Here is a 13464-nt window from a genome sequence, read left to right as displayed (position 1 = left end):
AGCGGTTGACGCTATAAATGGGGCGAAGTACTATGCGCCCCCATCGGCGAGTAGCGCAGCTTGGTAGCGCATCTGGTTTGGGACCAGAGGGTCGGAGGTTCGAATCCTCTCTCGCCGACCAGTTTTAGAAACCTGCTTTTTAAAGCAGGTTTTTTTTCGCCTGAAGTCAATGAGGATGAGAACCTCCGAAGGAGGTTTGAGCCGAGCGGAGCGAGACAACGTTGCTTCAGCAACGGCCCGCAGGGCGCTTCTCAGCGAGAAGCGTCATCCTCTCTCGCCGACCAGTTTTAGAAACCTGCTTTTTAAAGCAGGTTTTTTTCGCCTGAAGTCAATGAGGATGAGAACCTCCGAAGGAGGTTTGAGCCGATTCATTAGCGAAGCTTTCCTTCGTAAAACGCTTTACCCCTTTCACTGCAGATTTTTTATCAAAAACAAACTGCTACCCCAGCTTTTTATTCTTTAAATGCGACTGTTAAATTAAAAAAGCGTTTTTATCTGTTTTATCATTCTTTATTCTTATCTATTAATCATTAATAAACAGAAAAAGTGATGTAAATAACCAAGCTGAACGTTTAGCCGATATAGCAAATAACGATTAATCGCTTTTAAAAGCATAATTTACCAATAAATTCTTCTTAATCTTGCCGGTTTCCCTTGTCAGCGTTATTCCAGTTTAAAAGCTGTATTCCCTTGCCCTGTCAGGCGAGCAAGCTTAATTCGCGACACATTCTTCTTATGGCAGATAGCTGCGTATTGCCGATTTCTTATGCCACAGAGGCAGCATATTTCGCTGGTTGAACGTCATAACGCACGGTGAATCGTTCAGTTATTCAACATTTGCCGGTAAAAATTTTATGTTTTTTAGCGGTGAGAATCACTAGCGTCAAACTTAACAGTCAGCAGGATGCACGCTTTTTATGCCGCTGACACTGTGGAATATGTGGCATTTCAGTGAAAACGGTTTTTTTTAGCGTTGCTTGCTATTCCTCACACTCTGTGTAAATAACTAACCGTTGTATTGACCTTCTTTGCAACTGTTGACAAATTGATGCGTCAATAAAGAAGCAGAAGCGGAATTTTCTGACAGATTTCACAAAGTCAGAGAAAACAAAAATAACGCTTCGCTCTTTTCCACCGAAAGGTGGGACGCCTGAACCGCATAAAAAAATCAGAGGTCAGGCAATGCACACAACAACACATCACAATGGAGCAAAACATGATCAACTCCCTGGCCAAATCCAGGATGCTGAAGGTCGGTCTGAGCCTGATTGCCATGACTGTAGCCGCCGGTGTTCAGGCAAAAACACTCGTTTATTGTTCAGAAGGTTCTCCGGAAGGTTTTAACCCACAGCTGTTCACCTCTGGTACGACTTATGATGCCAGTTCGGTGCCGATTTATAACCGTCTGGTTGAGTTCAAAATCGGTACTACCGAAGTTGAACCTGGTCTGGCAGAAAAATGGGACGTCAGCGAAGATGGCAAAACCTACACTTTCCACCTGCGTAAAGGCGTGAAGTGGCAGACCACTAAAGATTTCAAACCAACGCGTGACTTTAACGCCGACGACGTGGTGTTCTCATTTGAGCGTCAGCTCGATAAAAACAACAAGTACCATAACGTGTCAGGCGGCAGCTATGAGTACTTTGAAGGCATGGATATGCCCGCGCTTATCAGCAAAATCGAGAAAGTGGACGATAATACCGTACGCTTTGTGCTGACCCGTCCAGAGTCGCCGTTCCTGGCTGATCTGGGGATGGATTTCGCCTCCATCATGTCGAAAGAGTACGCCGACAACATGCTGAAAGCCGGTACGCCGGAAAAAGTGGACCTTAACCCAGTGGGCACCGGTCCGTTCCAGCTGCTGCAATATCAAAAAGATTCCCGCATTCTGTATAAAGCCAACCCAAATTACTGGGGCACCAAACCGAAAATCGATCGCCTGGTGTTCTCTATCACGCCTGATGCCTCGGTACGTTATGCGAAACTGCAAAAAGGTGAATGTCAGGTTATGCCGTATCCAAATCCGGCTGACATTGCCCGCATGAAGCAGGACAAAAATATCAACCTGATGGAGAAACCGGGCCTGAACGTCGGTTATCTCTCCTTCAACACCGAGAAAAAGCCGCTCGATAATGTCAAAGTGCGCCAGGCGCTGACCATGGCGGTGAACAAGCAGGCAATTATTGATGCTGTCTATCAGGGTGCTGGGCAGGCTGCCAAAAACCTGATCCCACCTACCATGTGGGGCTTCAACGATGACGTTAAAGATTACGCTTACGATCCGGTGAAAGCGAAAGCGCTGCTGAAAGAGGCGGGTATGGCCGATGGTTTCTCTATCGACCTGTGGGCTATGCCAGTTCAACGTCCCTACAACCCGAACGCCCGTCGCATGGCGGAAATGGTTCAGGCTGACTGGGCGAAAATTGGCGTGAAAGCCAGGATCGTTACCTACGAGTGGGGCGAATACCTCAAGCGTGCGAAAGCCGGTGAACACCAAACCGTTATGATGGGCTGGACCGGTGATAACGGGGATCCAGATAACTTCTTCGCCACGCTGTTTAGCTGTGCCGCAGCGAAGGACGGTTCCAACTATTCACGCTGGTGCTACAAGCCATTTGAAGATCAGATCCAGCCAGCGCGTGCGGAACCCGATCACAACAAACGTATTGCGTACTACAAACAGGCGCAGGTTGTGATGCATGACCAGGCACCTGCTCTGATTATCGCGCACTCGACGGTATACGAGCCGGTTAGCAGGAAAGTCTCTGGTTATATCGTTGATCCGTTAGGTAAGCATCACTTCGAAAACGTCGATATTCAGGAATAATCTTTTCGGATTTTGGTGGACAGGGCCGGTGATGTTCGGTCCTCGGGCGGAGATTTTTCCGCCCGCACCCCGCAATTTTTTCCGGCTAAATTCTACGATTAAAACGCAATTTACGTCGCGCCCGGCTGCTTAGCGGACGCGCGTTATGAGCAATGTATCCCGTACGCTTTCGTGACGGGAAATGAGTGAGAATCCTGCTTATGCTGCAGTTCATACTCCGACGTCTGGGACTTGTCATCCCGACATTTATCGGTATTACCTTGTTGACCTTTGCGTTTGTACACATGATTCCGGGCGATCCGGTGCTGATCATGGCGGGCGAACGCGGTATCACCCCTGAACGTCACGCGCAGTTAATGGCCATGCTTGGCCTCGATCAGCCGCTGTGGAAACAATATGTGTCCTACATCAATGGCGTTATGCATGGTGATTTAGGCATCTCGCTGAAAAGCCGCATTCCGGTATGGGATGAATTCGTGCCGCGCTTTAAAGCTACGCTTGAACTCGGCATCTGCGCCATGATTTTTGCGGTCGCTGTGGGTATTCCGGTTGGCGTGCTGGCTGCGGTGAAACGCGGCTCTGTCTTCGATCATACCGCCGTTGGCATCTCACTGACCGGCTACTCCATGCCCATTTTTTGGTGGGGCATCATGCTGATCATGCTGGTATCGGTGCAGCTAAACCTGACGCCGGTCTCGGGCCGTGTTGGTGACACCGTGTTCCTTGACGACAGTAATCCGCTGACCGGCTTCATGCTGATCGATACCCTGATTTGGGGCGAGCCAGGCGACTTCAAAGACACTGTGATGCATATGATTCTGCCTGCTATCGTGCTCGGCACCATTCCGCTGGCGGTGATCGTGCGTATGACGCGCTCCGCCATGTTAGAAGTGCTGGGCGAGGATTATATTCGCACCGCACGCGCCAAAGGGCTGACGCGCATGCGCGTCATCATCGTACACGCGCTGCGTAACGCCATGTTACCGGTTGTCACAGTTATTGGCCTGCAGGTCGGTACATTGTTGGCCGGTGCAATTCTGACCGAAACCATCTTTTCGTGGCCGGGCCTCGGTCGCTGGCTGATTGAAGCGCTACAACGCCGTGACTATCCGGTAGTACAGGGTGGCGTGTTGCTGGTGGCGGTACTGATTATCCTGGTCAATCTGTTGGTTGATCTGCTGTATGGCGTGGTTAATCCGCGCATACGTCATAAGAAATAAGGGAGAATCATGTCGATTGTTGATCCCGCCAGCGTCCCTGCTGCACCGAAGCCGATGACCCCGATAAAGGAGTTCTGGCACTACTTTAAGCGTAATAAAGGCGCTGTGATTGGCCTGGTTTACATTGTGATTATGCTGCTGATTGCCATCTTTGCTGATGTGTTGGCACCGCACGCCTCTGCCGAGCAGTTTCGCGACGCGCTGCTGCATCCGCCTGTCTGGCAGGAAGGGGGAAGCTGGAGTTACATCCTGGGTACTGATGATGTGGGCCGTGATGTGCTTTCACGTTTGATGTATGGCGCGCGTTTATCGCTGCTGGTGGGCTGTCTGGTCGTGGTGTTATCGCTGATTTTCGGCATCGTTTTCGGCCTGATGGCCGGTTATATCGGCGGTGTGGTTGACGCCATAATAATGCGTCTGGTGGATATTATGCTGGCGCTGCCAAGCCTGTTGCTGGCGCTGGTACTGGTTGCCATCTTTGGTCCGTCGATTGTCAACGCATCCATAGCGCTGACCTTCGTGGCGCTGCCGCACTATATTCGTCTGACCCGCGCTGCGGTGTTGGTAGAAGTGAACCGCGATTATGTTACCGCCTCGGACGTGGCGGGTGCCGGTAAGCTGCGCCAGATGTTTATCAATATTCTGCCTAACTGTCTGGCACCGCTGATCGTGCAGGCTTCTTTAGGTTTCTCCAACGCCATTCTGGATATGGCGGCGTTGGGCTTTCTCGGTATGGGCGCGCAACCGCCAACGCCGGAGTGGGGCACTATGCTCTCCGACGTGTTGCAGTATGCGCAAAGTGCCTGGTGGGTCGTGACTTTTCCTGGAATCGTCATTCTGCTTACCGTGCTGGCATTTAACCTGATGGGCGATGGTTTGCGTGATGCACTCGACCCGAAACTCAAGCAGTAAAGAGGCACCGAGATGGCATTATTAAATGTAGACAAACTATCGGTGCATTTCGGCGACGATAAAGCACCGTTTCGCGCAGTAGACCGCATTAGTTATCAGGTTGAGCAGGGCCAGGTCGTTGGTATTGTTGGCGAGTCGGGTTCCGGCAAATCCGTAAGTTCGCTGGCAATTATGGGGCTGATCGATTTTCCCGGCAAAGTGATGGCCGAGAAGCTGGAATTCAACCAACGTGACCTGAAACGCATCTCTGAAAGAGAGCGCCGCCAGCTGGTTGGCGCTGAAGTGGCGATGATCTTTCAGGACCCGATGACCAGCCTGAACCCGTGTTATACCGTCGGTTTTCAAATCATGGAGGCGATCAAAGTACATCAGGGCGGCAATAAGAAAACCCGTCGTCAGCGTGCTATTGATCTGCTTAATCAGGTGGGTATTCCCGACCCGGCATCGCGGCTGGATGTTTACCCGCACCAGCTGTCAGGCGGGATGAGCCAGCGCGTAATGATTGCAATGGCCATCGCCTGTCGTCCAAAACTGCTGATTGCTGATGAGCCGACCACCGCGCTCGATGTGACCATTCAGGCACAGATCATCGAACTACTACTGGCGTTGCAGCAGCAGGAAAATATGGCGCTGATCCTGATTACCCACGATCTGGCCCTGGTTGCCGAAGCAGCACATCACATCATCGTGATGTATGCCGGTCAGGTGGTGGAAAGCGGTAAAGCGACGGACATTTTCAAAGCGCCGCGCCATCCCTATACCCAGGCTCTGCTGCGCGCGCTACCAGAGTTTGCCGTTGATAAAGCACGGCTGGCGTCACTGCCGGGCGTCGTGCCGGGTAAATATGACCGTCCGTTCGGCTGCCTGCTCAATCCACGCTGCCCTTACGCCACCGATCGTTGCCGTAAGGAAGAGCCTGAATTACACGATATTCCGGGGCGTCAGTCCAAATGTCACTATCCGCTAGACGACGCCGGGAGACCAACCTATGAGTCTTGAAAAAACCAGGCAGGATTACTTGCTACAGGCGATTGACCTGAAAAAACATTATCCAGTGAAGAAGGGCTTTTTCAGCCAGGAGCGTTTAGTCAAAGCGCTGGATGGGGTTTCCTTCAATCTGGAGCGCGGTAAAACCCTGGCTGTTGTTGGCGAATCGGGTTGTGGTAAATCCACGCTGGGCCGTTTGTTAACCATGATAGAAACGCCAACCGAAGGGCAACTTTACTGGCATGGACAGGATTTGCTGAAGCACGATCCCCAGGCACAGAGCTTACGGCGTCAGAAGATTCAGATCGTCTTTCAGAATCCGTATGGCTCACTCAATCCGCGTAAAAAAGTCAGCCAGATCCTTGAAGAGCCGCTGGTGATCAACACTTCCCTCACCAAAGCGGAGCGTCGCGAAAAAACGCTGGCGATGATGGCGAAAGTGGGGTTGAAAACGGAGCACTATGATCGTTATCCGCATATGTTCTCTGGCGGGCAGCGTCAACGTATCGCGATTGCGCGCGGCCTGATGCTTGATCCTGACGTGCTGATTGCCGATGAGCCGGTTTCCGCGCTCGACGTTTCCGTGCGTGCGCAGGTGCTGAACCTGATGATGGATCTGCAACAGGAGATGGGGCTGTCATACGTTTTCATCTCGCACGATTTGTCGGTGGTTGAGCATATTGCTGACGAAGTGATGGTGATGTACCTCGGTCGCTGCGTGGAAAAAGGCAGTAAAGAGGCGATTTTCTCTAACCCGCGCCACCCTTATACCCAGGCGCTGCTGTCGGCGACGCCGCGTCTTAATCCAGATGATCGTCGTGAACGCATCAAGCTGAGCGGTGAGCTGCCAAGCCCGTTGAGTCCGCCGCCAGGCTGTGCCTTTAATGCGCGCTGTCGCCGCCGATTCGGCACCTGCGTGCAGCTACAACCGAAACTCAAACTGTACGGCGAACAGCAAATTGCCTGTTTTGCTGTCGACCAGGATGAGAATCAGCCGGTCGGTGTAGCAGAAAAGGCCGATTAATAAAATCATAAGGCTCCTTCGGGGGCCTTTTTCAAATCTACTTCTTCTTACCTTTTCGCTAACGTCGAACCGTGCTGTGAATGAAAAATCAAAGTTCGGCTTAACGCATTGATAAAAATTAGCGCTGCGGTTAAGCATTAAAAATGCCGCGTAATACATTCGGTGTCATCACGCTGTAGGAGGCGGCCAGTAATAGCGGGTTAATGTTAAGGCTTTGTATGGATTTGGTCGCAATTTAGTTTTATTGGCAGCGCTAATCGTTTCGGAGGTGCTGATCGTTGTGCGGTCGAATATCCAGGCGCGGGCATTAAAAATAAGTTAACTAAATTAACGTAAATATAATTAATTGATTTCAACCATTAAATAGCTATTACTTATTACTGGCGTTACATATCAATCTGTCTGATTAGACTCTTTCATTGAAAACAGGGTGTTTGCAATAAGATTTTTCTCACTGGCTTTAAGTGAGTGTGATATATTCCAGAGTAATTTCCCCCCTCCCTTGTTGTAGGCTGCGGCCAATGAAGAACTACGATGATTTGCAGCGTTTTAAAGAAAAAACGCGGACGCTCGACATCGCTTTTAAAGATATGTCAGGCCAAACGCAGGAAGCGGCGGAACAGAGCAAATGGCCCCTTATTCGCCAGTTGGCGAAAGTTGCCCAACCCACCCCCTTTGATGGCAGCCAGCGCATTGATCTGCCGCAGCCGCAGCCGGTCCGTGGTAATGAATTTAACGCATCTGCGCTGAATATCACCTCTCTGCCTGCGGTCGCTGCGCAACCGGCTGATGCCGCACCGGTCGCCAGTGTTTCGTCACTGTTTCCTCCGTTGCAGGCTAAACCTCAAACCGTTGAACTGGCTGTCACGCCGCCATCTGTCGTGCAACAGACTGTGCCAGCGGCGTTTACTCCCGCGCCTGTATTGGCTGTACCACGTGCGCCTGTTGCGGTGCCTGCACCGGTTGCCAGCACCGAACCGGGACGTTTCGGTTCGTTATTCCGTTCACGCAATAGCGAGCCGGTTAGCCTGCCTAAAGAGACGCTATTAAAGCCGTTACTGGAGAAGATTGCGCTATGCCGTTAGTCTGTGTGTGCTCGCCAAAAGGGGGAGTCGGTAAAACCACGATAGCGGCCAACCTGGCGTGGAGTCTGGCGCGTTCGGGTAGCAAAGTTCTGGCAATCGATTTTGATGTGCAAAATGCGCTTCGCCTCCATTTCGGTGTTCCGCTCCAGGACGGACGTGGCTTTGTGGCGCGTTCAGATGAGCAGGCAGACTGGAGCCAGTCGTTGCTTACCACCGGCGGCAACCTCTTTGTTCTGCCGTACGGCGATGTCACTGAACCGCAGCGCGAACGTTTTGAAGAGAATCTGGCAAGAGATCCACATTTTCTCCGCCGCGGTCTTGATACGGTGCTGAATTATCCGGGGCTGGTCATCGTTGCCGATTTTCCGCCAGGCCCAGGTCCTGCGTTAAAAGCCATAGCCGCATTAGCCGATATGCATTTAGTCGCGATGTTAGCGGATACCGCATCGGTTTCTCTTTTACCGCAAATAGAAGAGAACCGAATGATTGGTCAGCCACTAAATAGTAAGCACGGACATTTCTTTGTGCTGAACCAGTGCGATAACCGCCGTAATATTAATCGTGACGTGACAACGTTTATGCAACAGCGCTTAGGCGATAATTTATTAGGTGTCGTTCATCGTGATGAAAGTGTGGGTGAAGCAAATGCTTCCCAGCAATCGGTTTATGATTTCAGTCCTGCCTCTGCCGCAGCATTTGATATTGAATTGATTGCCAAACGCGTCGCGAATATTTTGCATATCACCGTTGGTAACGGTGAATTTCAGGAACCCATTCGTACCAATCACTATTAATAGCCGGGTAGCGCAAAGCCATTTAAAATAAGCTCCCTCAGGGTGACTCATGAGTAAAGTCGGGTTTTACCTGCTGCTGCTGGTGCTTGCACCTGTCGCCGCGGTGATCATCATTACGCCGATGGATAGCCAAAAGCAGTATATTTTTGGCTTAATCAGCATCGGTATGATGTTTCTATTGGGTTTCAGTAAAAGTCGGAAAGTAACTGTCGTTATGGTGCTCCTTTCTGCGCTGATGTCCAGCCGATATATTTGGTGGCGCACCACAGAGACGCTGCATTTTAATTCAGAAATTGAAGCCATCATGGGCATCGGCTTATATTTGGCTGAGCTTTATGTCTGGGTAATATTACTTCTTGGCTTTCTGCAAACTATCTGGCCATTAAAACGTACTATCGAACCGCTGCCGGACGATACCAGTCTGTGGCCAACGGTGGATATTTACGTACCGACCTATAACGAAAGCCTTGAGGTCGTGTGCGACACCGTGCTGGCGGCGCAGTGTATTGATTATCCGCGCGATAAGTTAAAAATTTATTTGTTGGATGACGGCAAGCGCAGCGAGTTTGCCGTATTTGCCGCCGATGTGGGTATCGGCTACATCACCCGTGATGACAACAGACACGCCAAAGCCGGTAACCTTAATCACGCAATGAAAATCACAAAAGGTGAACTGATTTGCGTGTTTGACTGTGATCACGTGGCAACCCGCACTTTCCTGCAGGCTACCGTTGGTCCGTTCCTGAAAGATGTCAGGCTGGCGCTATTACAGACGCCGCACTACTTCTATTCACCCGATCCGTTCGAACGGAACCTGCGGGCAGCGCGCAATATTCCCAATGAGGGAGCGCTGTTTTATGGTCCGGTTCAGCAGGGGAATGACAACTGGAATGCGACTTTCTTTTGCGGTTCCTGTGCAGTGATCCGTCGTTCGGCGCTGGAGCAAATCGGCGGCTTTGCGGTTGAAACCGTGACGGAAGATGCGCATACCGCCCTAAAAATGCAGCGCCTGGGTTGGGGCTCGGCGTTTCTGTCAATTCCGCTGGCGGCTGGTCTGGCGACAGAACGTCTTGGTCTGCACATTATTCAGCGTAACCGCTGGGCGCGTGGTATGACGCAGATTTTTCGCGTTGATAATCCGCTGCTAGGCCGGGGCCTGAAGTGGCAGCAACGTTTGTGTTATCTCAACGCTATGCTGCACTTCCAGTTTGCTCTGCCGCGTGTTGCGTTTCTGACCGCGCCGCTGGCTTATTTACTGTTTAACCTCAATATTATTCACTCTTTGGCGCCGCTGATTTTTGCTTATGTATTACCCCATCTGGTGATGTCGCTCTACGTCAACTCGCGGATGAATGGCCGTTTCCGTTACACCTTCTGGGGTGAAATCTATGAAACAGTCATGTGTTTCCATTTGGTTATCCCGACGGTCCTGACCATGCTGTCACCGAAACACGGTAAATTTAACGTAACGGATAAGGGCGGCGTACTGGATCAGGGCTTCTTTGATTTTCATATCGCGCGTCCTCATGTCATCGTTGCGCTGCTGCTTTCCGTTAGCATTGTGGCTGGCATAGTGCGCGCGGTAATGCATGACTACTTCGGCGTTGATCCTTATGTTATTGCCCTGAACGTCGGCTGGGCAGCTTTCAGCCTGATCATCCTGATGGCGGCGATTGCCGTCGCGCGTGAAACCCGTCAGGTGCGTAAAACTATCCGTATTGAGGTGCAAATTCCGGCGATTATCCACTACGCCAGCGGGATTTCGTTACGCACCATGACCAGCGATATGTCGATGGGGGGCACGCTGCTGGATGCGCCAGAGGGTCACCATGAGTCTGATGAAATCGAAGAGATCGATCTGCTGTTAAAGTCCGGCACGATCACTATTCCGGTAAGCAAAATTTCCGCGGACGAAAAATGTATTCGCCTGAGCTTTGGTGCCATGCCGCTGTCGCGTCGTCGCGAGCTGGTGCGCGTGGTCCTGGCACGCGCCGATGCATGGATTCAGCCGGAATATAAGAAAGATAATCCGCTGGTTTCTCTCGGCACCATTGTTCGTACCGTTTTTGAGTTGTTCTGGCTAACCTGGAAAGACCGCCAGGCGAAGCGAAGGAGAGCCGCTCAGCGCGCTGCCGCGAAAGAGGACAGCGCAGCATGAAAATCCTGAAAAAAACGCTGCTGGCAAGCCCGCTGGCAGTCGCGCTGTTGCTGGCGCCAGCCTGGTCTGAAACGCCGTTAGTGGATGGCAACAGCAATGATGCACCGGTAAACAGCGCTGCGCCTGTGGTGACGCAGGATAGCAGCGCCTTGTCACAGACGACGCCAGCAGAAGAGCAGGAAAGTGCCGACCCCCAACTGGAAGCGGCAGCCAGAGCATTACCTTATGCGCCAGGCCAGGCCGTCACCGCGCCAGTGGATGTACCGCCGCCAATCGTCAGCGCGTCGCTGAATCAGCCAGTCAGCAGCGCTATTACCGTCGCGCAAATGGGCCAAACCCAGGGCATCACGCTGTCTGGTGGTCAGTTGCAATCCGGTATCGTTTTTACGCTGCCCAATGATGAAGTGGTGACCAATGCGCATCTCAATCTGTCGCTGCGCGTGTCGTCAGCGCTGGCCGCGCGTAACACCTCCCTGCAGCTGATGCTGAACGGTCAGCCGCTGGGGACTTTGCCACTAGGTGCTGGCGACAGCGATGTCAGTGATTATCAGCTGGATATTCCGCCAGCCATGGTGGTATCCAGCAACAATCTGAGTTTCAAAATCAATGACGCAGACAAATTGCTGTGCGAGAAAGAGAGCGCGGGACAGTATCAGGTTACTATTTTGCCGAAAACCACGCTCTCCCTTGAGGGACAGCAGCTGAACATCGGCACCAGCCTGCGTAATTTCCCCCGCCCGTTCCTCGATCCACAGCGCATGTCAGCGGCGAGCGTGACGTTTGGTTTCGCCAGTGATGTGGCGCCAGATTCGGTCAGCGCCGCGACATTGATTGCATCCTGGCTTGGTATTCAGAGCGACTATCGCGGTATTCGTTTCCCGGTAGTGCGTGGCGAATTACCGGAAAAAAACGGCATCCTGTTGGGCCATCCTGGCGACAGGATTGGCTCGCTGACGTTCCCGACGAGCACGGGTCCACAGCTGCAAATGGTGGATAACCCCAATAATCCGGTTTACAAGCTGTTGCTGGTAATCGGCGAAAATGAAACGCAGCTGCGTCAGGCCGCTTATCGCCTGACCACGCAGCCACTGACCATGGATGCCAGCAGCCTGCTGGTGCAGCCGCAGATGCTCGCCAGCCGTAAACCGTACGATGCGCCGCGCTGGATCAACACCAGCCGTCCGGTGCGTTTGAGCGAACTGTTGCGAAAAGATCAAAGCCTGACCAGCACTGGCCTCTGGCATGATGCATTACGCGTAAATTTCCGTGCTGCGCCCGATCTGTTCCTGTGGGATGGCGATACGGTGCCGGTGAGTTTGCACTATCGCTTTCCGTCAGAAAGCTGGCTGGATGAAAATACCTCGTTACTTAACGTGATGCTGAACGGCACTTTCTTACGCAACCTGACGGTGAATAAAGTCGGCCTGCTGGAAAGTGCCTGGCGTCGCCTGGGAGGTGATGCGCGCCAGGAACAGTATCGGATCGACCTCGATCCCTATCTGATCTACGGCGACAACCAGTTGGTGCTGTATTTTAATATCGCGCCAAAGAGCGATGCGCCATGCGGTGTGCTGCTGAATAACAACATTAAAAGCCGCATCGAAGAAGATTCATGGATTGATTTGAGCCACACGCGTCACTTCAGCCTGCTGCCCAATCTGTCTTACTTTGTTGGGGCATCGTTTCCATTCTCGCGTCTGGCAGACTTTAGCCAGACCATGCTACTGCTGCCGGAAAAGCCCTCCGATGCTGAAATCTCAACCTTACTGGATCTGGCAGCCCGTGCCGGCAACGCTACGGGCGTTGCGCTGATACAAAATCAGGTGCTGTTTGGCATGCCGAATGGGGGCACCAATCTGGCGCGTTTGCAGCAAAGCGATGTGTTGGCGCTCAGCACCACGGACAACAGCAACTTTAATCAGGCGATGCTGGTGAACTCACCTTACGAAGCCAGCGGCAACACGCTTGGCGTCAAAGAGCCGGATACGCTGGAAAAAGCCCGCGCCTGGCTAATGGGTGACTGGTATCGCCAGCAGCTGGATGCCGATCGTTACTTCTCATCGAACGAAGCGTGGCGTGGCTTTCTGAGCTATCGCTCGCCATGGAACCCGGATCGCCTGGTGGTGATGACCATTGCCACCAGCGATGAGCAGCTGTTGCGTCTGCATAGCGACTTAAGTTCAGCACGCATCAACGCCGGGATTCGGGGGGATACGGCCATCATTACTGATGAAAACGGCATCCGCAGTTTCCGCGTTGGCTCACAGTTCCCGAGCGGTGAAATGCCCTGGTACATGATGGTGATGTGGTATGCCAACCAGCATTCCGTTTTGATGGCGCTGGCGGCGTTGTTGCTCTCAGCACTGACAGGAAGCGCAGCGTGGATGATATTGCAGCGCCACGCGCAGCGCCGCCTCAATGTAAAAAACGATCGCGATTCCGGCAAGAAGTAAGGAA

At 52.2% G+C, this 13464-nt stretch carries 9 protein-coding genes, 1 tRNA gene and 1 other RNA gene; all 11 read left to right on the top strand.

Going from position 1 to position 13464, the window contains the following annotated elements; translation table 11 throughout:
* Window positions 1-44 precede the first annotated feature (44 nt).
* The 11 genes from QRY16_RS05750 (at window position 45) to bcsB (ending at window position 13460) form a co-directional block, all read left to right on the top strand.
* A tRNA-Pro gene (locus QRY16_RS05750) sits at window positions 45-121 on the top strand.
* A 33-nt stretch (window positions 122-154) separates the two neighbouring features.
* Window positions 155-284, top strand: a non-coding RNA gene (locus QRY16_RS05745) — RtT sRNA.
* 932 nt (window positions 285-1216) lie between these two features.
* Window positions 1217-2827, top strand: a complete 1611-nt coding sequence (dppA, locus tag QRY16_RS05740; protein ID WP_289775940.1) for a dipeptide ABC transporter periplasmic-binding protein DppA — start codon at window positions 1217-1219, stop codon at window positions 2825-2827.
* Between the two features lie 200 nt (window positions 2828-3027).
* Window positions 3028-4047, top strand: coding sequence for a dipeptide ABC transporter permease DppB (gene dppB / locus QRY16_RS05735; protein WP_289775939.1), 1020 nt, complete (start codon window positions 3028-3030; stop codon window positions 4045-4047).
* Between the two features lie 9 nt (window positions 4048-4056).
* Window positions 4057-4959, top strand: coding sequence for a dipeptide ABC transporter permease DppC (dppC, locus tag QRY16_RS05730; protein ID WP_289775938.1), 903 nt, complete (start codon window positions 4057-4059; stop codon window positions 4957-4959).
* 12 nt (window positions 4960-4971) lie between these two features.
* Entirely contained in the window at window positions 4972-5958 is a 987-nt protein-coding gene (gene dppD / locus QRY16_RS05725; RefSeq protein WP_289775937.1) for a dipeptide ABC transporter ATP-binding protein, read from the top strand.
* On the top strand, window positions 5948-6970 hold the full coding sequence (dppF, locus tag QRY16_RS05720) for a dipeptide ABC transporter ATP-binding subunit DppF (RefSeq protein WP_289775936.1): 1023 nt from the start codon (window positions 5948-5950) through the stop codon (window positions 6968-6970). Before dppD ends, dppF begins: the two co-directional genes overlap by 11 nt.
* 521 nt (window positions 6971-7491) lie before the next feature.
* On the top strand, window positions 7492-8055 hold the full coding sequence (gene bcsO, locus QRY16_RS05715) for a cellulose biosynthesis protein BcsO (protein WP_289775935.1): 564 nt from the start codon (window positions 7492-7494) through the stop codon (window positions 8053-8055).
* Window positions 8046-8849: a cellulose biosynthesis protein BcsQ gene (bcsQ, locus tag QRY16_RS05710; RefSeq protein WP_289775934.1), complete on the top strand. Its 804-nt coding sequence runs from the start codon at window positions 8046-8048 to the stop codon at window positions 8847-8849. The genes bcsO and bcsQ overlap by 10 nt, the downstream gene beginning before the upstream one ends.
* A 49-nt stretch (window positions 8850-8898) precedes the next feature.
* Entirely contained in the window at window positions 8899-11007 is a 2109-nt protein-coding gene (gene bcsA, locus QRY16_RS05705; protein WP_289775933.1) for a UDP-forming cellulose synthase catalytic subunit, read from the top strand.
* Window positions 11004-13460: a cellulose biosynthesis cyclic di-GMP-binding regulatory protein BcsB gene (gene bcsB, locus QRY16_RS05700; RefSeq protein WP_289775932.1), complete on the top strand. Its 2457-nt coding sequence runs from the start codon at window positions 11004-11006 to the stop codon at window positions 13458-13460. Before bcsA ends, bcsB begins: the two co-directional genes overlap by 4 nt.
* The last annotated feature ends 4 nt before the right edge of the window (window positions 13461-13464 follow it).

The organism is Mixta mediterraneensis (assembly GCF_030283135.1).
Taxonomy (GTDB): Bacteria; Pseudomonadota; Gammaproteobacteria; order Enterobacterales; family Enterobacteriaceae; genus Pantoea; species Pantoea mediterraneensis.
This window is presented reverse-complemented; position numbering and strand designations above follow the sequence as displayed.